Below are 26452 nucleotides of genomic sequence, written 5' to 3' on the forward strand. Positions count from 1 at the left end.
CAGATTGATAGTTTTATCCATTACTTTTTAATATCTATCCGTCACTTTTCCATATCTATCCGCCAATTACAGCATTCTATCCACATCATTACAAAAAAAGCCTACTCTATCTAAAGAGTAGACTTCTCTAACATACCTTTTGAAGCGGCTACCAATGCTTCCACTGTTGCCAAATCCCCTTCATGCAATGCTGTAACAATGGCACTACCGACAATCACGCCATCTCCCAAAGCCCCCATCTTTTTCACTTGCTCGGGTGTTGATATGCCAAAGCCTGCAAGCACAGGAATTGGACTTGCTTGACGTAGGCTTGCAAAATGCTGTTCTAAATTATCGGCAAAACGCGACCTTGCGCCTGTAATGCCATTGACGGTCACTGCATAAACAAAGCCCTGACTTGCTAAAGCAATACGAGCGATTCGCTCAGGTGGGCTTGTTAATGAGACGAGTTGGACAACATCGATGCCATATGGATTTAATGCCTCACGTAACAACTCACTTTCTTCCAATGGGACATCTGGTACAATTAATCCCTTCACTCCCCCAGCTACACAGGCTTGCGCAAAGGCCTCTAAGCCATACGCTAATACTGGATTGAAATAAGTCATGACTACGAGAGGCACTGTTATTTCATCTTTAAATGACGCAAGTGTTTGCAATACGTTTCTTAATGTCACTCCGGCTGCAAGTGCTCGTTCTCCTGCTCGTTCAATCGTTGGACCATCTGCGACAGGATCTGTAAAAGGAATCCCTACTTCAATAGCTGTTACCTCTAATTGCTGCAGTTTTAAAATAGTCGGCTTAATGGTCTCTAGCCCTCCATCACCTGCCATGATATAAGGTATAAAAGCTTTATGTCCTGCAACCTTTGCTTGTTCGATCGCTTGTTGTAAAGTCGTCATTTAACATCCCCTCCTAGTGCTGCTCGAACTGTGTGGACATCTTTATCTCCTCGACCAGATAAACACACCACAATAATTTGATCTTTTGTCATAGTCTTTGCAAGTTTTGCTGTGTAAGCAATGGCATGGGAACTTTCAAGCGCAGGTAGTATCCCCTCAGTTCGGCTTAATAATTGTAAGGCTTCCAGTGCTTCAGCATCTGTGATGGAGTCAAATTGTGCTCGACCAATATCATGTAAATAACAATGCTCTGGCCCTTTCCCTGGATAATCTAACCCAGCCGAAATAGAATGAGCTTCTTGGACAAAGCCGTTTTCGTCCTGTAATAAATACATGTAGGCGCCATGCAATACACCTAATTGTCCACCTGCGATGGCCGCTGCATGCTTCCCAGTTTCAAGACCACTTCCTGCCGCCTCCACACCGTATAAGGCAACTGATTCATCATCAACAAATGGATGAAACATACCGATTGCATTACTCCCGCCTCCAATACAGGCAACAACTGCATCTGGTAAACGACCCTCTTTTTGCATGATTTGCTTTCTTGTTTCTACCCCGATGACACGCTGAAAGTCTCGGACAATTTTCGGGAATGGATGTGGACCTAAGGCAGAGCCTAAAATATAATGGGTGTCCTCAACATTTGTCACCCAATAGCGTAGTGCAGCATTCACAGCATCCTTTAATGTTTTAGAACCACTTTCCACCGATTGAACTTTTGTGCCAAGCAGCTCCATACGAAAGACATTTAACTGCTGACGTTTGATATCTTCTGCACCCATAAAAACAACACATTCAAGATTTAATAATGCACATGCAGTAGCCGTTGCTACACCATGCTGACCAGCTCCTGTTTCAGCAACAATTTTCTTTTTGCCCATGCGTTTGGCTAGAAGTGCTTGCCCAATCGCATTATTAATTTTATGTGCACCTGTATGGTTTAAATCTTCGCGCTTTAAATAAATCTTTGCTCCATCTAGTGCCTTTGTTAAATTTTCTGCGTAATAGAGCGGTGTTTCACGTCCAACATACTCCTCTAAATAATAGGACAGCTCCTCTGTAAATACTGGATCTTTTAATGCTTCGTCATAGGCAATTTCTAATTCTAGCAAAGCTGTCATTAATGTTTCTGGCACAAATCGTCCGCCAAATTGCCCAAAACGTCCTTCCTTTGTCGGTACACTATTTGCTATTGATATTCCCATCATCTGCTCCCCCTCTTTACTGCCTGTAAAAATGCTTGTATTTTGGTAGAATCCTTGATTCCATCTGTTTCCACACCACTCGATACATCCACCATAAAAGGACCTACATCTGTAATAGCTGCTTCAATATTGTCTACATTGAGACCACCCGCTAATAGTAACTTTTCTTTCGGAATACCTACTTGCTCAAGCAGTGTCCAATCAAAAGTGTGACCACTCCCGCCTTTAAACTCTGTACCAGGCGCGTCGAATAAATAATAATCTACCTGATAGTTAGCAGCCGCTTGAACATCCTCTTGTCCTCGTATCGACAATGCCTTGATGGCAGGATAGCCTTGCTCCTGAATAAATGCTGGCGTTTCCTCCCCATGATATTGCACATAATCTAAAGGTACTCGCTCTACCGCTTCCTTTAATTCAGCTGGCGTTGGATTGACAAAGACACCTATTTTCAAAATGCCTTGTGGTACATGCTTCGCTAACTGTTGGGCTTGCTCAATGGATACACGACGTTTACTCGGTGCAAAAACAAAACCTATAGCATCTGCACCAGCATGAATCGCTGTTTTGACATGTGCTTGTTCCTGTAATCCACAAATTTTGACCTTTGTCATACTGATGCCCCCTCCTTACTTACCTGCAATTGGCGTAGTGCTTGCCCCGCATCCCCACTCCGCATTAATGCTTCACCTACAAGGACACCACTAGCCCCCATCAAGGCTACTTGCTTCGCATCTTCTTCTGACCATATACCGCTCTCACTAATTAATACTCGCTCCTCATCAAATGGAAACACATCGGCAATTTCTCTTGTGCGCTCTAGGCTTACTTCAAAGGTACGTAAATCTCGATTATTCACGCCAATTAACTTTGCATCTACTGCAAGTGCACGTTCAAGCTCCACACGATCGTGTACTTCCACTAAAACTTCTAGGCCTAAGCCCGTTGCATAGCTATATAAATCACGTAAGGCATCGTCTGTTAAAGCCGCTACAATTAATAAAATAATGGATGCACCTGCTGCCTTCGCAAATCGAATTTGCACCCGATCAATCATAAAATCCTTACAAAGAAGAGGCGTATCGACTGCACGAGCAACTGCTGCTAAATCTTCAAAGGAGCCTTTAAAAAACTCCTTGTCTGTTAAGACTGAAATAGCTGCTACTCCTGCTTGTGCATAGACTTGTGCTTGAGCAACTGGGTCTGCACCACCAGCAATTAATCCCTTGGAAGGTGAGGCACGCTTCATTTCAGCAATGACTTGTAGTGTATGGGCTTGACGCAATGTCTCAACTAATGATGGACGTGGCGTTTCAGTAAAATTTGCTAAAGGATCTGGCTGCTCTAATAAAGCGCCTACCTCGATCTTCTTTTGCTGTAAAATTTTATTGAGTATATTCATTACCCTACCTCCACTTCTTTAATTTGCTTGCTATAGGTAACAACCGCTTCTAATTTTTGTCGTGCTCGCCCACTAAAAATACTTTCCTTTGCCATGGCTACACCTTCTTTAATGGTTTCTGCTTGACCATACCCAAATAAGCCGATACCAGCATTTAATACTACTGTATCTAAATAAGGACTCTGCTCCCCAGCCAATATTTTTTGTATAATCACTGCATTTTCATCTGCATTGCCACCACGGATGGACTCTAAAGGTGCCGTTTGAAGACCAATATCTTCGGCAGTTAGGGAAAAGGGAATTAGATCCCCTTTATCTACTAAAACCAATGTATTTTGCCCTGCTAATGAAGCCTCGTCTAAGCCTTGTGGTCCAGAAACGACAATGGCCCGCTCACGTCCAAGCATTTGTAAGACTGAGGCATATTCCATAACAAAATTAGGTCGATTAATGCCCGTAAATTGTGTGGACAATGGGACTGGATTTGTTAAAGGGCCAACAAGATTAAAGATCGTTGGTTTACCTAATGAACGGCGAACTTCACCAATTCTTTTTAATTTCGGATGGACATTCGGTGCGTAAATAAAAGCGATTCCCTCTCTCTCTAGCAAATCGACTGTTTGTGGGATGGTAATTGCTGTATGAATACCTAGTGCCTCTAACACATCTGAGCTACCAGAGGAGGAAGAGATTTTACGGTTCCCATGCTTGGCAATTTTGACACCCGCTCCAGCTAACACGAAAGCAGAAGCTGTACTAATGTTAAAGGTATGAAGACCATCTCCCCCTGTACCGCAATTATCCATATAGTGATCTTCCTTTACGGTTACATCGAGAGCAAAAGATCGCATAATGGTTGCTAATGCGGCTACTTCATGTGCAGTTTCTCCCTTCGCAGATAAAGCTGTTAAAAAGCTGGCCATTTCTTCTTTAGGTGTGTCATCCTGAAACAACCATTGGGCTACCTGCAACATTTCTTCGTATATGAGATGTGTTCCCTGCAGTACTTTCTGTTGTAATTGTTCCATTAGTTTCGCCCTCCATTGTTCACCAGTAACTGTAAAAATGCCTGTTCTTCCGCTTGCACTTTTTGTAAAACGTTTTGCACATTTGTATACTTCGTCATAGTTATTGTTGATTGCATATGCATGGTATCCTGTTTAATCACAATAGATTGCCCTGTTAAGGCAAAATCCAAATGACCATTAAACCCAATAAAGCCAAGAGCACCAAAATTACCAGCTGTATGCGCAAACTCCGTAGCTGAACTTGGTGATATAGTTGCAGCTAAAACATCAAGGGCATGCAACATTGGTAAAAGCTTTCCTTCAATCCTAGATGTCATATGTAGTGCCTTTTTTGACCTCTGGATACGCATAGCCTCCATGACCTGAACAGAATCCGGGAAACAAACCGACTGTAATTCTTGCTGAACAGTACTAACAAGAAGTGCATGCGATTGTCTAATGCTCGCATGGTTGTATAATTGGCGTTCATTTTCTAAATCTTCATTTTTTGTTTCCCCTCGTGGGCATGTTCCCTCTGTAGGCGTCGCAATAACTCTTTCACCTTTTACTCGGATTAGACTTTCAGGAGAAGTACCTAACACAACATGATCCTCAAATTCTACATAATACAGATAAGCTGCAGGCTTTTTTTTGCGCAGCTGTCTATACAAAGCCAACGTATCACCTTGAAAGTTGGCTACATCACGCTTCGGCAGAACTACTCTTGTTATGTCATCATGTAAATTGGCTTGCATTGTCTGTAAAACCGTTGCAAATGACTCATTTGTTGTAGCATCAAGCGGTTGATAACGATAAGATGCTTCGTCACTGATCTGCCCATTTACTATTTGTTGAGCTAATTCTTCCAAATCAGGTTGTTGTTTTTCTGCATCAATATTTGTATGAATCAATGTCACTTCATCTGTTTGATGATCGAATACAATGATTGTTTCATACACATGAAAATGAGCATCAGGCAATTCTATTTTCTTGTCTACGAACATCGTTGTGCCACCAAAACCTATATATCCGACAGCACCACCTGAAAATGGAAATTGTGTCGTATTGGAGATACGTGGCATGAGTCGTTTAAGAAGGACAAAGAGCTCACCTTTATGCATATATGTTTTCCCTGTTTTATAGGAAACCTCTTGGATTTCTTCGCCCACTCCTTTATATGTTTTTCGTGGATTGGCACCAATAAATGAATACCTTCCTGCTCCTTCATGTTGAGCAGAACTTTCCAATAAAAATTTATGTTTTCCCTGTAAACGCCTGAAAATTAAAATAGGTGTTAAGGAATCGCCATTGATGGTTTTCATTTTTGTTCTTGAACTCGTTGTTTGCATAGCTATTTTGCTCCTTTTTACAAAGATTCCTTTAGCTAATGTTTAGACGAATGCTGAATGAAAATAAAAAAGCCCTCTGCAAAAAGGATTATTCCTAATTGCAGAGGACGATTATGACCGCGTTGCCACCTCATATTAGAGCATATGCTCTCACTTTTGTGCTTTTCATCATAGGTATGTTAAACCACACCTTGAAAGCACCCCTATAACGTGGGGAATCACGTTCGCTTTTTATAAGCGACTCTCATAAGTCCATTCACATAAGCTGTAAATCAGTTTACACCATCCACTGACTCTCTTTATTACACACTTATGCTACTACTCTTATTCAACAATTTCTCAGCTATTCTCATCTAAACTCAGCTCATCTGTTCTTTGGCTGACCTCGCTCCCGAGACCTTCTACCTTGACCGAACAAAAAGTTAGCCTTAATTCTATGCCAATCCAATACTATTGTCAATCAATTCTGACGAAAAAAATTTAAATACCTATTTTATCAGAACAATCAAAAGTAGGTATATTATCCTTCTATAAAAATTTATTAGAGAAGAAGATTTCCTACTATTGAAAATCCCTTGAGTATTGACCATGTAAATATATCAAGTTATAGTAATTTCAGAGCATCAATTTTTTCCATATAATAAAAGAAAGTAGGAAGTTTATGTCCGTTCGCAAAAAATTAAATCTAGGATTCATTTCCTTAACCTGTTTACTTCTTATCTCAAGCATCGTATCATTTATTCAATTTAAAACAACACAGAATGATTTAGAAGAAGTATTGAAGCATCGTATGGTGCAAATCCAATTAACGGATAAAATACAACAACAACTTGCGTCTCAAGGCTTATTTTTACGCTCCTATATTTTAAATAATCAGGATGAAACAGCTAAGGCCAATTTAGAGCGCTATGAAAAGTTGTTACCTGAAACAGTGAATGAACTTTCTACTATTGTTCGATCAGATTATACAAAAAATATTATGCAGCAAATCACAGAATTGCAAAAAGAGTTACTATCAAATTCACAGAAAGCTTTGCAAGCGTTTAATAGTGGCGATACAGATTTAGCGCTCTCTATTGTTAACCATGATGTTACACAATACAATAAGGACATATTCAAGTTAACAACCGATTTATTAGCTTATCACGATGAACAGCTTCAAAAGGTGGATCAATCTATTAATCATACCGTTTCACGTGCTATTGTCATTGCTATGAGCCTTCTAATTGCTAGTATCATAATCGGTTTATATTTTATGTATTTTGTCAAAAACTCCATTGTCCTGCCACTACGGAAAGCCATTGGAGCAGCAGATACATTAGCACAAGGTGATTTAACGATCACTGAGCTTGACCATCAATCAAAAGATGAAATCGGCACACTTGCAAATGCAGTCAATACATTAAAACAAAATCTAGCTGGCCTAATGACTAACATACAAGATAGCGCATCCCATTTATCAGCTGTCTCAGAAGAGCTTTCTGCTAGTACAGAAGAAGTAACCACAACCTCTGATGATATTGCTCAAAGACTTCAAGAAAACGTAACACATGTCACTTCTTCTGCTAGTGCCTCTCAGCAAAGTGCTGTGGCAATGGATGAAACAGCATCAGGAGTTCAACGTATTGCGGAGGCGACCCAAAGTCTTCACCACAATGCAGAAAATCTAACTCAGCTTGCCCTCACAGGCGGAGCAACCATTACAACAGCAAAAGAACAGATGGATATGATTGCACGAGCAACTTCTGACATTGCAACCTTAACGCAAAAACTAAGTAAGCAATCAGAAGAAATCGGACAAATTACAACAGTGATTACAGCTATCTCAGAACAAACAAATTTACTGGCACTGAATGCTGCCATTGAAGCAGCGAGAGCTGGAGAACATGGGAAAGGCTTTGCAGTAGTAGCAGATGAGGTACGTAAACTTGCTGAGGAATCGAATCAATCTGCCAATCAAATCGTTGCTATTACGAAAGAAATCCTAACAGATACACGAAATGTTGCTGCTTCTGTCGACAATGGTTTAGCTTCTGTACAGGATGGCGTAGCCAAAATTCATGAGGCTGGAGATGCTTTCTATTCCATCACCTCTGCGGTTGCAGCATTCACAGAGCAAATTGAAGAAATTTCTGCTACATCTGAAGAAATCTCTGCCAGTGCTGAGCAGGTTGCAGCCTCTGTCACGGAAATTGCCAATGTCTCTAATCAATCAGCAACTAATTCTCAAATGATTGCAGAATCTGTTGACGAGCAAGTTGCAACAATGCAGCAAGTAAATGCTGTTGCAGAAGAATTAAGTGAAAATGCGCAACAGCTACAAGGCTTCATTCAGCAATTTAAATTATAAATACTATACGAAAAATCTGCTGCTTTTTATAAAAGTTAGCAGATTTTTTGCATACAAAAAAGCAGGGAATAGAAAACCATTCGTTTTCCATTCTCTGCTCACTATATTATACAGTAGGTTCGTCTGTACCCCATTGTTTTTTCTCTTTTTTGCGTAGCTGTCCATCTGATTTTTTCATCTCACGAATTTTTAATGAATACCAGATTTGAGCTGCGATACAGATTGAAGAATACATACCTGTAATTAAACCAATCAATAACGCGATAGAGAAGTTTTGAATAGACGGTGCACCAAAAATTAATAGGGCTATTACAACGATAATAACAGTTAATACTGTATTAACCGAACGTCCCATTGTTTGGCGTAGCGATTTATTCACGATATTCGCCAATACTTCACGATCGTTAATTGTATCATAACGATCTAAGTTTTCACGCATACGGTCAAAGGTAACGATCGTATCATTGATGGAATAACCAACAATTGTTAACACAGCCGCAATAAACGTAATATCTACTTCTAAACGCATGAAGCTAAAGACAGCCACGATTAAGAATACATCATGCAATAATGAAACAATTGCACCAATACCCATGCGCCATTCAAAGCGAATTGCCACATAAATGATGATCCCTATTGCTGCAAGAGATAAAGCCTTAATCGCATTTTTTACAAGTTCCTTACCAACTGTAGGCGATACGGTACTTACAGCTGGTTCATGACCATATTTTTCGCCAGCTACTTTTTTAAATTCTAAAATTTCTGCTTGTGTAAGGTCCTCTTTATAGCGAATGACTGCTGTATTACTTTTCTCACCAGAGAGTATGATGTCTTCTGATGAAAAGTCAATGCTATCTAGATATTTGGATACTTCTTCTTTCGTTAATGTTTGGTCAGATTCAATTTGGACACGAGTACCGCTTGAGAAATCAATTCCTAGGTTTAGGCGGAAAATACCAATGACTACTAAACCAGCCACTAAAATGGCTAATGAGAATGTATAGAATTTCTTACGGTTGTGAACAAAATCAAATCGATCAAATTTCGTTGATAAATCTAATGCACCAATATTTTCATCCAGACTATGTTGTTTTGATTTTGCAATACCATACCATGCTGGATTATTGAAATAGCCACTGTTAACAAGTAGCCCTAATAGGACACGTGAACCCCAAACTGCTGTTAAGAAGCTCAATAAAATACTAATAATTAATGTTGTAGCAAATCCTTTAACAGAGCTTGTTCCCCATTGAAACAATACTGCTGCAGCTAATAAAGTTGTCAACTGTGCATCGATAATAGCTGATAAAGATTGTTTAGAACCAATTTGGAAAGCTTGTTTAGCAGAATAGCCTACTCGAAGCTCTTCACGAATACGTTCTGCCGCTAAAATATTGGCATCTACAGCCATCCCAATACCAAGCACAATGGCCGCAATACCTGGAAGCGTTAATACCGCATTAATCCAGTCAAAGACCACCAATACTAGGAATGTGAACACAGCCAGTGTAATGATGGAAATAAAGCCTGGTAAACGATAGTAGAATAGCATAAATATGAATATGATGACTACGCCGACTATCCCAGCAAAAATAGTGCTTTTCAATGCTGCGTCACCGAATTGAGCACCAACAGAAGTTGAATAAATTTCATCCAGCTTTACAGGTAATGCCCCAGCATTTAAAATATCAGCTAAATTTTTAGTTTCTTCAACAGAGAAATTACCGCTAATCATAACATCTGTTGTATTTAATGTTTGACTAACTGTTGCTGCAGATGCATAGCGAGGCTTTGCTTTTTGTGATTCCGCTTTATAGGAATCAACACCCTCTTCAAAGTCTAACCATACAACCAGTAAATTTTGGCCTGCAGGTTTCGCCGCAATTTTACTTGTTATATCAGCAAATTTTTTCGCATCTTTTAAAGTTAAGGATACAATCGGACGATTTTGTTGGTCAAAAGAGCCTTTAGCACCGTTTGCTTTCAAATCGTCTCCATCCAATAATAAATTATCATCAACATCACGGAATGTTAAATTCGCAGAAGTGGACAATAACTTACGTGCCGATTCCTGATCCTCAACACCAGCTAATTGCACGCGAATACGATTTTTGTCCTCAACCTGAATACTCGGTTCACTAACCCCCATCGTATTTACACGTTCACCAAGTGCAGTGGATGTCGCAGTGACAATTTCTGGTGTAATTTTTTGTCCTTCTTTTAATTCTTTTACCTCGTAAAGCACTTCAAACCCGCCCTGTAAGTCAAGACCAAGCTTGATGTCCTTTAAGACGCCGTTTACAGTCGTACTAATTCCTGCTGCAAAAAGCACTAGAATTAATAAGAATGCAACTATACGACTTTTTAGTTTCATCAATAAATCCTCCTCGAATTGGTGTAAGGGCTGTCCTTACACGCCAAACAAGTAACTAGCAATACCTTTTGAAACGTTTAATCCTCCTTTGCATCTAGAATCGTGTTACCTGTGCTTCAAAAAGGTTGCTTTACTTATTTCAATCGTTCATAACGCGCAAGTTTATCTTTGTATTATTAGGTACTAGTCTTCCAAATGTCAATCAAAGCATAGGAGACTTATGTAAGTAAGAACTTATTCAAAATAAAAAAAGCGCAACACACTTATTATGAAACAGGTTGCGCTTGGTGTCAATTCAACACATATAGGATTCTTTGAATTATTGTAAAATTTGACACAGCATTGATTACGTTCTGACTGGACCAAGCAGTAATTGTAACTCTTCTGTATTGACTTCTCCAAACCAATTATTACTTTGTAAAAACTCTACTTGATTAAATGAGACGATATCAGATGGCGATACCGAAAAAATGGTAGAAATGACTTCATGTAAACGTAGCTGTTCAACTTTCTTTTTACGCCATTTTTTTTCAATACAGTAGCGCCAAAGTTCTTCTGCCGTAATAGCATTGTATTGATAATGCTGGAACTCTGCTATCTTACTATCAATTGCCGGACGAATCTTTTCAAATAGTTGCTCATACTGCATACTCATTTTGAATCATCTCCAATCAAAGTCGTAACGTAAGACATGCTTGCATACAAATAGTGTAAATGAATTTTTGCGGCTTGAGAAGGGACGGATGGCATGAGTTCTTTTGTACGAGGTACATTATTTTTAATGTTTGTGATTTTTTTATCTAAACTTTTTGGCTTCTTTTATAGAATGCAATTTATGCGGATTGCTGGTGAAGAAGCTGTCGGCATTTATATGACCGTCTATCCAGCATTTATTTTCTTCATCTCACTCATTCAACTAGGACTACCTATCGCTGTGGCTAAAATAGTGGCTGAATTACTAGCAAAAAATAAACGTGAGAACATCTTTGGTGTCATGCGTACAGCCATTCTTTGGTCATTCATTGGCATGATCATTTTTATGCCACTCATTGCACTAACAATACCATATATTTCTACAACGCTATTACATAATGAACAGACAACATTTACACTATGGATTGCACTCTTTGCTGTACCAGTATCAGTTGGATCTGGCTTATTACGTGCTTATTTACAAGGTGTCGCTAAAATTACACCGACTGCATGGGCACAAATGATTGAACAAATTGTACGTATTAGCTTCATTACTTTAATGCTACCTTATGTAGCTAATTACAATAATGCTGCTGTTACAGCTGCTGCGGCAATGGGCATTACGCTTCTTGCTGAAGTTGTAGCATTCCTGTATTTATGGCTGCACTATATCGTCTCGAAAAAGAAATTACTGACACGAAAAACTAAAATTGAAGGGTATCCAGCATCACCAATGTTGCGTATTGCCCTTCCCTCTGCAGGTAGTAAGCTTTTTGGTTCTTTCACTTGGTTTTTAGAGCCGATTATCTTTTTAAAAGCTTTGACTGTTGCTGGTTTAACTGCATCTGCTGCTACTATTTTATATGGTGTCATTTCAGGTGTTTTGGTGCCATTACTGTTATTTCCTGCGTTTGTATCAACAGCCTTATCGATTGTGCTCATTCCAGCTGTGAGTGATGCCGTCGCTCGTCAGCACATCCCGCTACTACAGGAACGAATTTCGGTGTCCCTAAGATTATCTTCTTTAGTAGGTTGCTTTGCTGCTACGTATTTCTTTGTGCACGGAGATGAATTAGCCATGAAGCTTTTCCATTTAGAAGAAAATCGTGGGTACGTTAAAATTTTAGCACCTATTTTTTATTTTTATTATATTCAAAGCCCTCTACATTCCATCTTACAGGCGATTGGTGAGGCAAGAGCAGCCATGATGAACTCCATCTATGGTGGGCTAGGTAAACTATTTGTAATGTTTGTACTTGCCTCTCAACCAGGTATCCAGGAAAAAGGTGCTGTTGTAGCCATTGGCTTTGGTGTTTTACTGACGTCCTTCTTGCATATTGCAACAGTGAGACAACGAAAAAACCTGCGTGCAGGCTTTAGAATGTTTGTCGTACCTTATAGTTGCTTTATCGCCGTTTGCGTCGTACAGTATTTCCTCATCCCAATACTGTCACTACCATTTATTTTAAATAGTGGTGTCACATTATTTTTACTATTTACTTTTCTATTATTTACCAATCAGTTGCGTATTACGGATTTCCGCTACATCAAAAAATTGGCGAAGAAAGTTTAGGATTCCTTTAATTGGATATGCAACTTATTGTCTTCCCAAATACAAAAAAATACCGTTTCACTGTCAGTAATATTATTTTTTGCTAGCTCACCCATTAGCCATTCCACATCTTTATGCATGGTAAATAAATGTCTTTCTTGGATATCACCGTCGATAATCAATGGGTACACAAAAGCTTTTTCATCTTTTTTATAGACAGAAAGATTGCCTGAAGGCTCTAAATACGCAAAGGCTACATCTGTCACAGATGCGATTCCGTTTTCTCGTAATTGCTGACATAAATCATCTAAATTATAGCGGTGTTTTCTCATCTCACTCTCTAAAATAACACCGTTTTTTACTAATAAAGCAGGGTCACCATCCACTAAGTCACGTATTTTTTTGAACTTTAATGACAAAAAGGCACTTAATATTTGAATAAAGAGCAAAATAATGATAGGTAGTATCGCATTAAAGAGAGGATTTTTATAATCGTCTAGCGCGAAGGCTGCCACTTCCGCAATTAATACAAATACGACCAAATCGATGACTGATAATTCACCTACTTCTCGTTTGCCCATTAAACGGAAAACGATGATGATAAACACATATAAAAAACAAGTTCTAAAAATAATATGGTAATATTCTTCCATAGAAACACACCCCCCATACTATCAAGGTGACCTTACTTATTGTTTTTTATACAGTATTCAAGGAATAGTTCCTACTTGTTCGTACACACTAACAAAGAGCTAGATGCTTACCACTATAAACATGCAAACAAGGTGAGAACATGACAAGGAAAATAATTGTTTTCGTTTTTGTTTATATTCTTTTTCTTATTAAGCCTTATTCTATTTATGGATACCACGAACAGGAAATACCTATTCTTATGTACCATCATTTAGAGGAAAATATAAACAATAATACAGTTATTTCACCCGAAAACTTCGAAAATCAAATGAAATTACTTAAAATGGAAGGATATCATGCCATTTCTGCCCAGCAATTATATGATTACTTAAACGGCCAAACACCGTTACCTCAAAAGCCTGTATTAATTACCTTTGATGATGGCTATTTTAGCAATTATGAAAAAGCTTATCCGATATTAAAAAAATATGATATGCATGCGGAAATTTTCGTGATTGCAAGCCGAATCCTAGAGAATAGCGAAAACAATCACTATCCAAATGAATCAGCAAAGATGAGTTGGGATCAATTGAAGGAAATGAAGGATTATATTACAATCCAGAGTCATACTTGGGATTTACATTATAAATTACCTTCAGAAAACGGTAAACTAAATGGCGCAGTATTCGGCCCTAGTTTTGTGAATGGGCAGCTAGAAAGTCAGGATGCCTATGAAGAAAGAGTTAGAAATGATTTTATTCGCTCAAGAAAAATAATTAAAGAAAAATTAGGTTATGAGCCAATTGCTATAAGCTATCCTTATGGGATTTATTCACTCCCCACGATAAAAATAGCCAAAGAAGCTGGGTTTAAGATGGCCTTTGTTATACAAAATAAACATGTGAAAAAGGGCGATGCCATATTTACGTTAAGCAGAATCACTATTAATGGCAATGATACTGGTGAAGCCTTCATTCATAAATTAAAAGCTACACCTGCAAAAAACATATAAGCAGCATAGACGGCACTAACCATCAGTTATATAAAAAAGACTTACAATATAGCTATTGCCTATTGTAAGCCTTTTCTTCTTTGTTACTGATTGTCATTGACAATTCGTCCAATTGCTTGACGGTCAAATTTTACTCGTACATTGTCAGCGATTTTTAATGTCACTGCTGAGTCTTCAATTGCATCAATAACACCGTGTAAACCACCGATTGTAATGACTTTATCTCCACGTTGCAAACTAGTTTGCATATTTTGTGTTTCCTGCTGTCTTTTTTTAGCAGGACGGATTAAGATAAACCACATTGCAACGAACATTAATAATATTGGTGCTAATCCTAGTAATTGATCCATAATAGCATCTTGCCCCCTTTCCAAATCTCACTTTTTTAGTATAGACTATTCCACCATTAAAAAGCGATGGACAAGCCTAAAAATTTTCTCATTTACTAATATTTTTTCTATGATTGACAATATTTTGCTAGAAATATTCACTTTTTACAAAGTTTTGAATGATTTGCAAAACTATTGCTATTGATTATGGACATTAGGGGATGCCTAATGTCCTTTTTTCATTCGATTTAGCACATGGAATGATCATATCCGTCTAGCTTAAAAGTTTTTTGCGTCTGGCCCATTAAAGCCGTATTTTTCAAAGAACTCTTCACGGAAGTCACCAAGGCGGTCTTGACGAATTGCCTCACGTACTTGCTCCATCAATTTCAATAGGAAGTGTAGATTATGATAAGATGTTAAACGAATACCGAACGTTTCTTCCGTGCGAATAAGGTGACGAACATAGGCACGAGAATAATTTTTACATGTATAGCAATCACAGTTAGGATCAATTGGACCAAAGTCACGTGCATATTTTGCATTTTTCACCACTAGACGTCCTTCAGATGTCATCAATGTTCCATTACGTGCAATACGTGTTGGCAATACACAGTCAAACATATCAATCCCACGAATGGCCCCATCAATTAAAGAATCTGGTGAGCCAACACCCATTAAATAACGTGGTTTATTTTCAGGCATCATTGGCGTAGTAAATTCTAAAACGCGGTTCATCACATCTTTCGGTTCACCAACAGATAATCCGCCAATCGCATAGCCAGGGAAATCTAGTTCCACTAACGCTTCAGCTGAGCGGCGGCGTAAATCTTCGTACTCTCCGCCTTGAATAATCCCAAATAAACCTTGCTCCTCTGGACGCTGATGTGCTTCCTTACAACGTTTTGCCCAACGAGTTGTACGATCCACTGATTGCAGCATATAGTCATGTGTTGCAGGATATGGTGGACATTCATCAAAGGCCATCATAATATCAGAGCCTAAATCATTTTGAATTTCCATCGCCTTTTCTGGGCTCAAAAATAGTTTATCGCCATTGAGGTGATTACGGAAATGAACGCCTTCCTCCTCAATTTTTCGGAATTGACTAAGTGAAAATACTTGGAAACCACCTGAATCCGTTAAAATTGGACGATCCCAGTTCATAAATTTATGAAGCCCGCCTGCTTCTTTAACAATATCATTACCTGGACGAAGCCATAAATGATACGTATTGGACAGGATGATGCCGGCATTCATCTCTTTTAATTCCTCTGGTGACATGGTCTTAACCGTTGCTTGTGTGCCAACAGGCATAAATGCTGGTGTTTCAAAGGAGCCATGCGGTGTATGCACGATGCCAAGGCGTGCTCCTGTTTGTTTACATGTATGAAGTAGTTCATATCGAATTGCTGGTTGTGTCATAAAATAAATAATCCTCTCTTATCTGAAGTAAAAACAGTACTCCGATTTTATCCACTATTATTTTTTGGGACGTATAAACATAGCATCGCCAAAACTAAAGAAGCGATATTTTTCCTCTACAGCTTGCTGATAAGCACTTAAAATGGTCTCTCGTGTGGCTAGCGTACTGACAAGCATGACCAGTGTTGATTTTGGTAAATGGAAGTTTGTGATTAACCCATCTACCACCGTAAAGTTGTAGCCTGGATAAATGAAAATAGACGTCCAACCTTGTTCTGCTCGCACTTCTCCCTCATATTTCGAACCAATTGTCTCCAATGTACGAGTAGAGGTTGTCCCAACAGCTATAACCTTGCCGCCGTTACGCTTTACTCGATTAATCGTATCTGCTGCTTGTTCGGTAACACTATAGAATTCCGCATGCATTTCATGGTTCTCAATCGAATCTACACTAACGGGACGGAAAGTGCCCAGACCTACATGTAGCGTAATAAAGACAACCTCTACCCCTTTAGCCTTCACTTGTGCTAATAGCTCCTCTGTAAAATGCAGTCCTGCTGTAGGTGCTGCAGCCGAGCCACGCTCTTTGGCATAAACGGTTTGATAACGATCTTTGTCCTCTAGTTTTTCACGAATATATGGAGGTAACGGCATTTCACCAAGTTGCTCTAATATTTCATAAAAGATGCCATCATAATGAAATTCAAATGTACGTCCGCCATGTTCAAGCTCACCTGTACAAGTAGCTGTTAATAAACCGTCACCAAATGTGATGACTGTTCCTACTTTTACACGCTTTGCTGGTTTTACAAGTGTTTCCCACTGATCTGTACCAGCCAATTGCTTTAATAGTAATACTTCTATATGTGCTCCGGTTTCCTCCTTCACACCCATTAAGCGAGCAGGTAAAACTCTTGTATCATTTAGTACAAGACAGTCTCCAGCATGTAGCTCCTCTAAAACATGAGCAAAATGGTGGTGCTCCACTTTATTTGAGCCTGGTGTCACGACCATTAATCGACTCGCTGTACGATCGACTAATGGCGTTTGGGCAATAAGCTCCTCTGGTAATTCAAAATCAAAATCTTCTACACGCATGAAAATAACTTCCTTCTTTATGTTTGTTGGGGATACTCATATCCAAAATGTTCGTAGGCTAAATGTGTGGCCACTCTTCCTCTTGGTGTACGTTGAATAAGGCCAATTTGCATCAAATAAGGCTCGTATACATCTTCTATTGTAACTCGTTCTTCACCAATCGATGCAGCAAGTGTATCTAAGCCTACTGGACCTCCTTGGAACCGCTCAATCATGTTGGTTACAAGTTTATGGTCAATATGATCAAGCCCTCTAGGATCTACTTGTAACAGCTCTAACGCTTGCTGTGCAAGACCCTCCGTTATCATACCATCTCCAAGCACTTGTGCATAATCTCGCACTCGTTTCAATAAACGATTGGCAATTCGAGGTGTTCCACGTGAGCGTCTCGCCATTTCCGTTGCTGCTATTTGCTCAATTTCGACCTCAAACAAATGAGCACTTCGCACAACAATTTCAGCAAGTGATTGATCATCGTAATATTCTAAGCGTAGTAACACTCCAAAACGATCCCTTAAAGGAGCTGATAATGCACCAGCTCTTGTTGTTGCACCTACAAGGGTAAAGGGAGGTAATTCAAGTCGTACAGAACGTGCTTCAGGACCCTTCCCCACCACAATATCTAAACAGAAGTCTTCCATTGCTGGATATAAAACTTCTTCAATAGCACGGGGGAGTCGATGGATTTCATCTATAAATAAAACGTCCCCAGGCTCTAGTGAACTTAAAATAGCTGCCAAATCTCCAGGACGCTCAATGGCGGGTCCACTTGTCATGCGTACATTGACATTCATCTCATTCGCAATAACAGCAGCTAATGTTGTTTTACCAAGTCCCGGAGGTCCATATAACAACACATGATCTAAACTTTCTTGGCGAAGCTTTGCCGCTTCAATGAATATTTGTAAGTTTTCCTTTACTTTATGTTGCCCAATATACTGCGCTAATTTTTGAGGGCGTAAAGATAATTCAAACTGCTCATCATAGCTACCTGCTTCACTTGCCATCATACGTTCAGACATGCACCTTCCCTCCTTTCCTTATTTTAATTTTAGCAGTAGTTGCAATGCTTGTTTCATAAAGGCATCTGTCGTTTCCAGTTTGTCGTTATCCTCTAGCTGTGGTTTAATTTTTTCAAGCTCTTTTTCAGAATAACCAAGTGCCATTAAAGCAAGTAAGGCTTCTTCTAGTTCATGTTTATAAGGATTCACACCAAACAATGGTAACTCATCTTCTGCACTAGGTAACTCCAATGTATCTAATAATGAGCCTAGCTTACCCTTCAAGTCGAGGATCATTTGACGTGCTGTTTTTTTTCCGACTCCAGGGAACTTCACTAAAAATGTTTCGTCCTCCCGTTCGATTGCACTAATAACCTGTTGTGGATTGCCCGTAGCTAAAATAGCTAGTGCTCCCTTTGGCCCTATTCCCGACACTAAAATAAGCTTACGGAATAGCTCACGCTGATCTAGATTAGGGAAACCATATAAAACGTGTGCATCTTCTCGTACATGCAAATGAACATATATCTGTTGTTCAAGGGCAGATGTTCGAAAAGCAAACGGATTGGGCGTATTGAGTTGCCAGCCAATCCCTTGTTGTTCTAGCACAATAAATTCAGGTGTAATACGAGTAATTTGTCCTTTTAAATAATCATACATCTATAATCCCTCACAATCATCGTCTTCGATTATAGCATATAGCGAACGAATGCTCGACAAAAAGTAGCGTCAAAAACGCCGTTCCCAGACAAAAATGACCGCCAAATGACGGTCATTTCTTGACAAATCTATCAATATCGTACCACAGTTTTGGCCAATAGGTGAGGGCTCGTTTTGTAAATGGCACTAAATAATCTAAAAATACTAGCTGTTGCTCTAGTGGTAAATCTATAGCAAAAAGCCATTCTCGTAATAACTCATTCGGATATTTCAAACGATGAAGCTTTCTTTTATCCAGACGTTTCAGCTCAGGTAACTCTGCAAAAATCTTTCCAAGATCATAATCTACAGCAGGCAACACACGATGTAACCATAAAATATACTCATCATCCGCTTCACCAAGGTGCGCTAAATCAAAATCAATTAATCGCAATTGTCCATCAGAGCACCATAAGAAATTATGATGGACTACATCCCCGTGTAATAGCGTAATCTCTTTTTCAGGTGCATCTTCTAATGCAATCAATTGTAATGATTTATCACTATAATGCAGTATTTGATCGATTTCTTCTTTCGTTAAAAATGTTCGAAGCTCATTTCTTCTACTTTTAAAACGCATATGACGCATTTGCCATTTTAAAAGCTGTGAGTAGGTATGCAAGCCTGGCACGCGCTGCCAAGCAATTTTTTTATGTGTGTCATGTAAAGCTATTAATAATCTAAGAGATTCCTTACGATCTTTTTTATGCGCAAAGTTAGCACCATGGCTTCCTTCTTGCCACATTTGAACAATTAACTGCTCATCATCGCTCTGAACTAATGGTAAGATCAAAGAAGGATCCATACGTCCTAACTGGCGATGAATGGTTCTTACCTTCTCCGCAATTTCTACTTGCTTTGCACGTTTGACAAAATAATTATTCGATTGATACTTATATTTCCAAATATTTGGCTTTACCTCTTCTACAATATACGCTTTTTCACCATCGATAAGGCGTCATCCCGCCTGGGAAATAGTGCGGTGACATCCATGGTCCTGCTGCTGATGGACACGGTGGTGGACAATGTGTCGGACATGGGGGTGGCGGACAATGACAAGGGTCCATTTGCCAATTAGGCATCATCATTGGTTGTGTATTACAGCCACAGGAATGACCCATGTTCATATCAGGCATCATCATTGGTTGTGTACCACAACCACAGGGCTGCCCCATATTCATATCAGGCATCATATCCATTTGTGGCTGCATTTGGTGATTTTGTGTATGGAAGAATGGTGACGTGGACTCTAAAAAGTCTTCCATCCCACCCACTTTATGATCAGGCATGTCACAGGACATTGGCTGCTGTGGCATCGTATAATGCTCCACCTGCGGCTGCATTGGCATCGGCCACCACATTTGATGATAGATTGGCTGATGGCAACTTGAACAATGTGGCACGGCAGGCATTTGTGGCATGATATGCATTGGTGGATGTGGTGCTGGTTGTGGCATTGGCATTGGCTTCGGTTTAGCTACAGGTGGTGGTTGCGGTGTAGGTGCTGGCGGTGGCTGTATTTGCACAGGTGGTATTGTAACAGTTTGCTCCATTTGTGGCATCACCAATTGTTGGTGCCAATTCATTTCCACAGGCTGCGGTACCCACATCGGTTGTTGTGGCATCTGCATTGGCATCGGTATTGGTATCGGAATCATTTGTGGTTCTGGCATTGGCATTGGCATAGGAGCTGGTGGCGGCGATACAACCGGCGGTGGTGGCGGCATCGGTCGCTGTACCTCTTTTTTAGGACTTTCCTTCGGTGTCTCCTTATGCACTTGTGTTTCCTTTTTCGGCATTTCTTTATGCGAATCTCTATGCGGCTCTTTGTTTATTTTTTCAGGCAGTATAATTTCCATGCCTGGAACAATATAATCTGGGTTGGCAAGATGGACATTGAGCCGCTTCAAATCTTCAAACGAAATGCCGTACTCTTTCGCAATCTTCCACAATGTGTCTCCCTTTTGAACAATATGAATACGCAATTTTTTCCTCCCTTCCTCTCTACGTATCATATGTTCAATGTTTCATTTGGATACAAAAATTTCAGCAAGTTAGAAATGCTTCATGGTACACTAATTCATAAGGAATACGGATTCCTTTATTACGAGCAGGGGTGATCTCTTATGAAAAAAATGTTAGGCGAAGAACGCCGACTGCAACTATTAGCGCAATTAAAAAAAAATAAAGCACCTATAACTGGGACAGACCTAGCTAAGTTCGCCAATGTTTCTAGACAAGTAATCGTCAATGATATGACTTTATTAAAGGCAAGAAATGAGCCCATTATTGCAACAAGCCAAGGCTATCTTTATATGCATCAGGAACAATTACAGCAAACCGTTGAACGCACATTCCCTTGCCTGCACACATCAGAGCAAACAGAGGATGAATTAATGACGATTGTCGATTGTGGCGGAACCGTCAAAAATGTCATTGTCGAACATCCGATTTATGGTGAACTTACAGCTTCGATTATGGTTTCGAACCGCCATGAGGTGAAACAATTTATCGAACGTGTGAATGCAACACAGGCCAATTATTTATCCGCTCTCACTGGTGGCATCCATCTACATGTCATCACAGCACCCTCTGTTGAAGTTTTAGCCTTAATCGAGCAAGCTTTACAAAAAAAGGGCTACTTAGTGACAGATCAATGAATAGCAAAAGCACCGTCTGAAAAATGCTTTCATACGGTGCTTTCTGTTCTTATTGCGGGTATTATGTTGTTGAGCGCGGGTATTTCACTTCATTCCGCGAGTATCATATTCTTAATCGCGGGTATTTCACTTTATTCCGCGAGTATCGCGCCCTCCCCTTTTCAAGAAAGAAATCTTTGCCGTTGAGCAGGTGTAGGCAATAAGCATTCACTTTTTTGCCCAAATAAACGATAGCGATGCTTTGCAAATAAGCGATATAATGCATTGCGTAAAAATGGTGGCACAAGGATAAAGGCATAGAAGCAAGGCCAAAGTCCATCGAATTTCCTGCATATATTTAATGCTGCCGTAGATTCCACAGATACTTTCCCTTGTTCAATGAGAATCACACTATCTATATTCTTTGGTATATTGTACTGAGCGAGAAGTGCTTGACCAATCTCACTTTGAAGCGAGGCAAATTGAAAATAGCCAGCTTGATCATGTTTGATGATAAATTGAACAGTGCTATCACAAAAATTACAGACACCATCAAATAAAATAATCCCACCCATCATCACTCCTCCTTCCAGCTACTATGCTTCGTCTGATGTTACATAAGTAAAGTAGGTACCCAGTGACTTTACCTTACAGCCTAGAGCAGCTAGTTCTTCCATTGCCCCACGCATCATCGGTTCCTTTTCATCTGCTAATACATCAATCATGAAGAAATAATCACCTAGTCCTGTCTTTAGTGGCCGAGATTCGATTTTACTTAAATTCAGCTGACGCCATGCAAAAACAGAAAGCACCTGATGTAAAGCCCCTGAACGATCTGTCGGTAAGGTAATCATAAATGTTGTTTTTGCTTGCCCCTCTGATAGCTCTTGTGGCAATCGTTTATTTTGCTTAGACAGTACAAAGAAACGTGTATGATTGAAATGAAAATCATGGATATTCTGCTCGACTATTTCAAGACCATACTTTTCTGCTGCTGCTGCATTGCCGACTGCCGCTATACACTCTTGTGGATTTTCTGATACATATTTCGCTGCAGCTGCTGTAGAAGTTGTTTGATGTAATGGCGCATGACTGAAACGATAAAATAAATATTTATGACATTGAGCTAGTGCATGTGGATGGGAATAAACGCCTTCGATTGCCTGCCAATGATTTTTTTGCGCTTTATTGACCATTAAATGTTGCTGGATTTTCAGCAATAATTCACCCGTCACATAAAGTGTTGCCTCATGGAATAAGTAATCTAATGTTAATGGCACAGAACCCTCTAACGCATTTTCGAGTGGTACGACAGCTAAATCTACCTTTCCCTCTGCGACAGCCTCTATACATTCTGGAATCGTTGCACACGGTACAAGCCACTCATTTGGAAAGATAGCCTTTGTTGCTAAGTATGTAAATGATGCTTCTGGTCCTAAGTAGGCAATTCGATTTTCCCATTGTTGCTTTGTCATTGCAAATACCTCCTTTATGGCACAATAAGGAGCAGTCCCTCATGATCAATCACTTTTGGGACAGCTCCTTACTTGAGCTTCTTTATCGCATTTTTACCCTATTGGGCTTATTCAACACGATGCTTGTCATTTTGTCAAAAATTAAAGGATTGAACACTACACTGTGATTATAATGCTCCAGAACTAATCACTTCCGCTGATTCCACAAAATCTAAGCGCTTTAATTGCTGGATAAGATCATCAAGATCACAGGTCATGCTTGTTACATCTAAAGACAATGTAACATTCGCACGCCCCTGAATAGGGATTGTTTGATGAATCGTCAATACATTACAATGTGTAATTGTCACAGTTTCTAAAAGCTTGGCAAGTGTTCCTTTTCTGTCTTGAAGCTGTAAAAAGACTGTTAAAATGCGTTCCTGCACAATTGAATGAAAAGGAAAAACCGCATCACGATATTTGTAAAACGCACTTCGCGATAAATCCACCTGCTTTACCGCATCCCAAATGGAAGATACTGAACCACTTGATAGTAAGTGTTTCGCCTCCAAAGTTTTTTGCATTGCATCCGTTAAAACATCCTCACGAACTAAATAATATCGCTGATTCGCAACATTCTTCATACGCTTCCCCCTAAAACTCATGTCTTAATCGACAAATTCAAATTCAAACTCTTGTAGGCGTACTGTATCGCCATCCTGTGCTCCACGCTCACGCAGAGCCTCATCCACACCCATTGCACGCAATTGACGAGCAAAACGACGAATACCATCTTCACGGCTGAAGTCTGTCATTTTAAATAAACGCTCAATGGCATAACCACTAATAATAAATGTACCGTCATCGTTACGAGTGATTTCGAAATCTTCACCTTTTGCCTCATGCTTGTACATAACCGTTGCATCTGATTGTTCCTCTTCTTCATCATATAGCGGGAATTCAGGCGTTACTTCTAGTAGATCTGCAATGGCAAACAGTAGCTCTTTTAACCCTTGACGTGAAACAGCAGAAATTGGGAAGATTTGAACGTCTTCTCCTACCTTCTGACGGAATGCTGTTAAGTTCTCTTCTGCATCTGGCATATCCATTTTATTGGCTACGATAATTTGTGGACGTTCTGTTAAACGAAGATTATATTGTTTTAGCTCTTCATTGATTGTTAAATAATCTTCATATGGATCGCGGCCTTCCATTCCTGACATATCAATAACATGGACAATAACGCGTGTACGTTCAATATGTCGTAAAAATTGGTGGCCTAATCCAACCCCTTCATGTGCTCCCTCAATAAGCCCAGGTAAATCTGCCATCGCAAAGCTTCGATGATCATCCGTTTCAATCATGCCTAAGTTCGGTACAATTGTTGTAAAATGATATGCACCAATTTTTGGCTTAGCAGCAGAAACCACTGATAAAAGCGTTGATTTACCAACACTTGGGAAACCAACTAACCCTACATCTGCTAAAACTTTTAACTCTAATATAACATTTAAATCTTGTCCTGGCTCACCTTTTTCAGAAAGTTCTGGCGCTGGGTTGGCAGGTGTAGCAAAGCGAGAATTACCACGTCCACCTCGGCCTGCTTTCGCAATAACAGCTCTTTGCCCATGCTCGACTAAGTCAGCAATAACGGCATTTGTTTCTTCATTCATAACCACTGTACCTGGTGGAACTTTAACAATTAAATCTTCCGCATTTTTACCGTGCATGCCTTTACTCATACCATGCTCGCCACGCGGTGCTTTGAAATGGCGTTTATAGCGGAAATCCATTAACGTTCGTAAGCCTTCCTCTACTTCAAATACGACATTACCGCCATGTCCACCATCTCCACCAGCTGGACCACCATTTGGTACAAATTTTTCTCGACGAAAGGCAACCATGCCATCTCCGCCGTCGCCACCTTTAACATAAATCTTTACGTGATCGACAAACATTTAATTCACTCCCTATTTGCACTCAAGACATATTGCCAGCGTGTAGTTGTCTGCTCAATTGTTTGAATGTCGAATTGTTTCAAACCTTTTTCGGTGAATGCATCAGCACTCCATAACCCATTTAGCGTGAATGTCACGGCAAATGTATGATCGTCAACACGTACATCAAGCGTTAGGATCTGCTCTGTAAATGGATCTAATGTATCATAAACATGCATAACTGTTTTGTTTAAATAATCTACAACTTCCTGATCAATCTCATTGGTCACAGGCTTTTTTATCTCACCATTTAGCTTCCACGCTAATGATGGATAACGCCATCCTGCTGTTTGTAGCCACTCAATTGTTTGGGGTAATTGTAGTCGATTGAGGATAGAAAACACTCGTAATTGTTCTGAATAATGTTGAATAAGTTTCTTCGATTCATCGATTCTACCTAAATCTAAATTCATGCGAATCAGTTGCAGTTGATTCACATAATCATGATTTGCAAAACGTAATACTTCACTAATGGTTAGTGATTGATTGTTCATCCCATTCACTCCAATAAAGTTATCCTTACTAGTATAACAAGTTTTGCTGTATTTTTCCCTTAATTCTTTAATCAATTATACCTTGGCATCATTGCGTCGGAAATTGGCTTTGTTGAAATTTAGCCAAAAAAAGGACTGCAATAAATGCAGTCCTCCGCTTTATGTTATCTTATAAAAGATTAAGCTTCTTGTGTTTCTGGGTATACAGATACTTGTTTGCGATCGCGACCTAAACGTTCGAATTTAACAACGCCGTCAACTTTAGCAAATAGTGTATCGTCACCACCACGACCTACGTTTGTACCTGGGTAAATTTTTGTACCGCGTTGACGGTAAAGAATTGAACCACCAGTTACGAATTGGCCATCAGCACGTTTAGCACCAAGTCGTTTAGACTCAGAGTCACGTCCGTTTTTAGTAGAACCTACCCCTTTTTTCGATGCGAAAAGTTGAAGATCTAATGCTAATAATAATTTCATCGAGTTCCACCTCCTACTTGGTTGTAGTTGATTTGGATGTATTGTCCGTAATTTTGCACCATAGAATACACTTGGGCAGTCATTACTTGAACAATTAACTGTAGTTTTGCATCTACTTCAGGTTCTAAATCTGATGGTAGATTTACCTTGAGATAGCCTCCACCTTCAGCAGCTTGTTCGATTTCGGGTTGAATTTGTAATAATGCGTAAATAGCATTTACTGTACCAATGGCAATAGTTGATGCTCCTGCACATACTAAATCTTTACCAGATTCATCGTAACCAGCATGTCCTGAAAATTCGAATGCTGACACATGTCTATTTTCATCGTGATGAATCGTAACTTGTATCATTC

27 protein-coding genes and 1 other annotated feature are annotated in these 26452 nt (G+C 39.6%); of the genes, 4 read left to right on the plus strand and 23 right to left on the minus strand.

The window, feature by feature from the left end; all coding sequences use genetic code 11:
• Window positions 1–110: 110 nt before the first annotated feature.
• From trpA to ACEVFT_RS17160, 6 genes are read right to left on the minus strand one after another with little or no spacing between them, the layout of a single operon-like run.
• Window positions 111–902, minus strand: a complete 792-nt coding sequence (trpA, locus tag ACEVFT_RS17135; protein ID WP_393950831.1) for a tryptophan synthase subunit alpha — start codon at window positions 900–902, stop codon at window positions 111–113.
• The gene (gene trpB, locus ACEVFT_RS17140; RefSeq protein WP_342534796.1) at window positions 899–2110 is read right to left on the minus strand and encodes a tryptophan synthase subunit beta; all 1212 of its coding nucleotides are present in this window, start codon (window positions 2108–2110) and stop codon (window positions 899–901) included. Before trpB ends, trpA begins: the two co-directional genes overlap by 4 nt.
• Window positions 2110–2724: a phosphoribosylanthranilate isomerase gene (locus ACEVFT_RS17145; RefSeq protein ID WP_393950832.1), complete on the minus strand. Its 615-nt coding sequence runs from the start codon at window positions 2722–2724 to the stop codon at window positions 2110–2112. Before ACEVFT_RS17145 ends, trpB begins: the two co-directional genes overlap by 1 nt.
• The gene (gene trpC / locus ACEVFT_RS17150; RefSeq protein WP_393950833.1) at window positions 2721–3512 is read right to left on the minus strand and encodes an indole-3-glycerol phosphate synthase TrpC; all 792 of its coding nucleotides are present in this window, start codon (window positions 3510–3512) and stop codon (window positions 2721–2723) included. The genes ACEVFT_RS17145 and trpC overlap by 4 nt, the downstream gene beginning before the upstream one ends.
• Window positions 3512–4540 (minus strand): anthranilate phosphoribosyltransferase, encoded by a 1029-nt coding sequence (gene trpD / locus ACEVFT_RS17155; protein WP_393950834.1) that lies wholly within the window; start codon window positions 4538–4540, stop codon window positions 3512–3514. The genes trpC and trpD overlap by 1 nt, the downstream gene beginning before the upstream one ends.
• Complete coding sequence (locus ACEVFT_RS17160) at window positions 4540–5868, minus strand: chorismate-binding protein (RefSeq protein WP_393950835.1); 1329 nt, start codon at window positions 5866–5868, stop codon at window positions 4540–4542. The genes trpD and ACEVFT_RS17160 overlap by 1 nt, the downstream gene beginning before the upstream one ends.
• Window positions 5869–5968: 100 nt before the next feature.
• Window positions 5969–6209: a binding site (T-box leader), on the minus strand.
• A gap of 320 nt (window positions 6210–6529) precedes the next feature.
• Between ACEVFT_RS17160 and ACEVFT_RS17165 the strand changes: the two genes are divergently transcribed.
• Window positions 6530–8218, plus strand: a complete 1689-nt coding sequence (locus ACEVFT_RS17165; protein ID WP_393950836.1) for a methyl-accepting chemotaxis protein — start codon at window positions 6530–6532, stop codon at window positions 8216–8218.
• 106 nt (window positions 8219–8324) lie between these two features.
• On the opposite strand, the gene secDF is transcribed toward ACEVFT_RS17165, so the two are convergent.
• Together secDF and ACEVFT_RS17175 are read right to left on the minus strand one after the other, a co-directional pair.
• On the minus strand, window positions 8325–10592 hold the full coding sequence (gene secDF / locus ACEVFT_RS17170) for a protein translocase subunit SecDF (protein WP_393950837.1): 2268 nt from the start codon (window positions 10590–10592) through the stop codon (window positions 8325–8327).
• A 346-nt stretch (window positions 10593–10938) separates the two neighbouring features.
• Window positions 10939–11247, minus strand: a complete 309-nt coding sequence (locus tag ACEVFT_RS17175; protein WP_205444633.1) for a post-transcriptional regulator — start codon at window positions 11245–11247, stop codon at window positions 10939–10941.
• A gap of 93 nt (window positions 11248–11340) precedes the next feature.
• Between ACEVFT_RS17175 and ACEVFT_RS17180 the strand changes: the two genes are divergently transcribed.
• Window positions 11341–12858, plus strand: coding sequence for a putative polysaccharide biosynthesis protein (locus ACEVFT_RS17180; protein WP_205444635.1), 1518 nt, complete (start codon window positions 11341–11343; stop codon window positions 12856–12858).
• Here ACEVFT_RS17180 and ACEVFT_RS17185 read toward each other — a convergent pair.
• On the minus strand, window positions 12855–13490 hold the full coding sequence (locus tag ACEVFT_RS17185) for a DUF421 domain-containing protein (RefSeq protein ID WP_205444636.1): 636 nt from the start codon (window positions 13488–13490) through the stop codon (window positions 12855–12857). The genes ACEVFT_RS17180 and ACEVFT_RS17185 overlap by 4 nt on opposite strands.
• A 140-nt stretch (window positions 13491–13630) precedes the next feature.
• On the opposite strand from ACEVFT_RS17185, the gene ACEVFT_RS17190 reads away from it, so the two are divergent.
• Window positions 13631–14482, plus strand: coding sequence for a polysaccharide deacetylase family protein (locus ACEVFT_RS17190; RefSeq protein ID WP_393950838.1), 852 nt, complete (start codon window positions 13631–13633; stop codon window positions 14480–14482).
• 83 nt (window positions 14483–14565) lie between these two features.
• Here the strand turns inward: ACEVFT_RS17190 and yajC are convergent, their stop codons facing one another.
• From yajC to ACEVFT_RS17225, 7 genes are all read right to left on the minus strand, one after another.
• Window positions 14566–14832, minus strand: a complete 267-nt coding sequence (gene yajC / locus ACEVFT_RS17195) for a preprotein translocase subunit YajC (protein ID WP_205444640.1) — start codon at window positions 14830–14832, stop codon at window positions 14566–14568.
• A 258-nt stretch (window positions 14833–15090) separates the two neighbouring features.
• Entirely contained in the window at window positions 15091–16236 is a 1146-nt protein-coding gene (gene tgt / locus ACEVFT_RS17200; RefSeq protein WP_036075815.1) for a tRNA guanosine(34) transglycosylase Tgt, read from the minus strand.
• A gap of 57 nt (window positions 16237–16293) precedes the next feature.
• Window positions 16294–17334, minus strand: coding sequence for a tRNA preQ1(34) S-adenosylmethionine ribosyltransferase-isomerase QueA (gene queA / locus ACEVFT_RS17205; RefSeq protein ID WP_342441089.1), 1041 nt, complete (start codon window positions 17332–17334; stop codon window positions 16294–16296).
• Between the two features lie 17 nt (window positions 17335–17351).
• Entirely contained in the window at window positions 17352–18356 is a 1005-nt protein-coding gene (gene ruvB, locus ACEVFT_RS17210) for a Holliday junction branch migration DNA helicase RuvB (protein ID WP_205444644.1), read from the minus strand.
• Window positions 18357–18374: 18 nt separating this feature from the next.
• A complete protein-coding gene (ruvA, locus tag ACEVFT_RS17215; RefSeq protein WP_205444646.1) occupies window positions 18375–18995 on the minus strand; it encodes a Holliday junction branch migration protein RuvA in 621 nt (206 codons plus the stop codon).
• 112 nt (window positions 18996–19107) lie between these two features.
• Window positions 19108–19986, minus strand: coding sequence for a phosphotransferase (locus ACEVFT_RS17220; protein ID WP_342534797.1), 879 nt, complete (start codon window positions 19984–19986; stop codon window positions 19108–19110).
• Window positions 19976–21019, minus strand: coding sequence for a LysM peptidoglycan-binding domain-containing protein (locus ACEVFT_RS17225; protein ID WP_393950839.1), 1044 nt, complete (start codon window positions 21017–21019; stop codon window positions 19976–19978). Before ACEVFT_RS17225 ends, ACEVFT_RS17220 begins: the two co-directional genes overlap by 11 nt.
• 141 nt (window positions 21020–21160) lie before the next feature.
• Between ACEVFT_RS17225 and ACEVFT_RS17230 the strand changes: the two genes are divergently transcribed.
• Window positions 21161–21694, plus strand: coding sequence for a transcription repressor NadR (locus ACEVFT_RS17230; protein ID WP_205444650.1), 534 nt, complete (start codon window positions 21161–21163; stop codon window positions 21692–21694).
• A gap of 161 nt (window positions 21695–21855) precedes the next feature.
• On the opposite strand, the gene ACEVFT_RS17235 is transcribed toward ACEVFT_RS17230, so the two are convergent.
• The 7 genes from ACEVFT_RS17235 to ACEVFT_RS17265 form a co-directional block, all read right to left on the minus strand.
• Window positions 21856–22248, minus strand: coding sequence for a thiol-disulfide oxidoreductase DCC family protein (locus tag ACEVFT_RS17235; RefSeq protein ID WP_205444651.1), 393 nt, complete (start codon window positions 22246–22248; stop codon window positions 21856–21858).
• A gap of 21 nt (window positions 22249–22269) precedes the next feature.
• Window positions 22270–23148 carry a prephenate dehydratase gene (gene pheA / locus ACEVFT_RS17240; RefSeq protein WP_205444653.1) on the minus strand — a complete coding sequence of 293 codons (879 nt, stop codon included), beginning with the start codon at window positions 23146–23148 and terminating at the stop codon, window positions 22270–22272.
• A gap of 167 nt (window positions 23149–23315) precedes the next feature.
• A complete protein-coding gene (locus tag ACEVFT_RS17245) occupies window positions 23316–23771 on the minus strand; it encodes an ACT domain-containing protein (protein ID WP_004226679.1) in 456 nt (151 codons plus the stop codon).
• Window positions 23772–23795: 24 nt separating this feature from the next.
• The gene (obgE, locus tag ACEVFT_RS17250) at window positions 23796–25085 is read right to left on the minus strand and encodes a GTPase ObgE (RefSeq protein ID WP_393950840.1); all 1290 of its coding nucleotides are present in this window, start codon (window positions 25083–25085) and stop codon (window positions 23796–23798) included.
• Window positions 25086–25090: 5 nt separating this feature from the next.
• Window positions 25091–25618: a Spo0B domain-containing protein gene (locus ACEVFT_RS17255; RefSeq protein WP_205444656.1), complete on the minus strand. Its 528-nt coding sequence runs from the start codon at window positions 25616–25618 to the stop codon at window positions 25091–25093.
• A 179-nt stretch (window positions 25619–25797) separates the two neighbouring features.
• Window positions 25798–26097, minus strand: a complete 300-nt coding sequence (gene rpmA / locus ACEVFT_RS17260) for a 50S ribosomal protein L27 (protein WP_205444658.1) — start codon at window positions 26095–26097, stop codon at window positions 25798–25800.
• Window positions 26094–26450 (minus strand): ribosomal-processing cysteine protease Prp, encoded by a 357-nt coding sequence (locus ACEVFT_RS17265; protein WP_205444660.1) that lies wholly within the window; start codon window positions 26448–26450, stop codon window positions 26094–26096. The genes rpmA and ACEVFT_RS17265 overlap by 4 nt, the downstream gene beginning before the upstream one ends.
• Window positions 26451–26452 lie beyond the last annotated feature (2 nt).

The sequence above is a fragment of the Lysinibacillus sp. PWR01 genome, assembly GCF_043359455.1.
Classification (GTDB): Bacteria; Bacillota; Bacilli; order Bacillales_A; family Planococcaceae; genus Lysinibacillus; species Lysinibacillus fusiformis_F.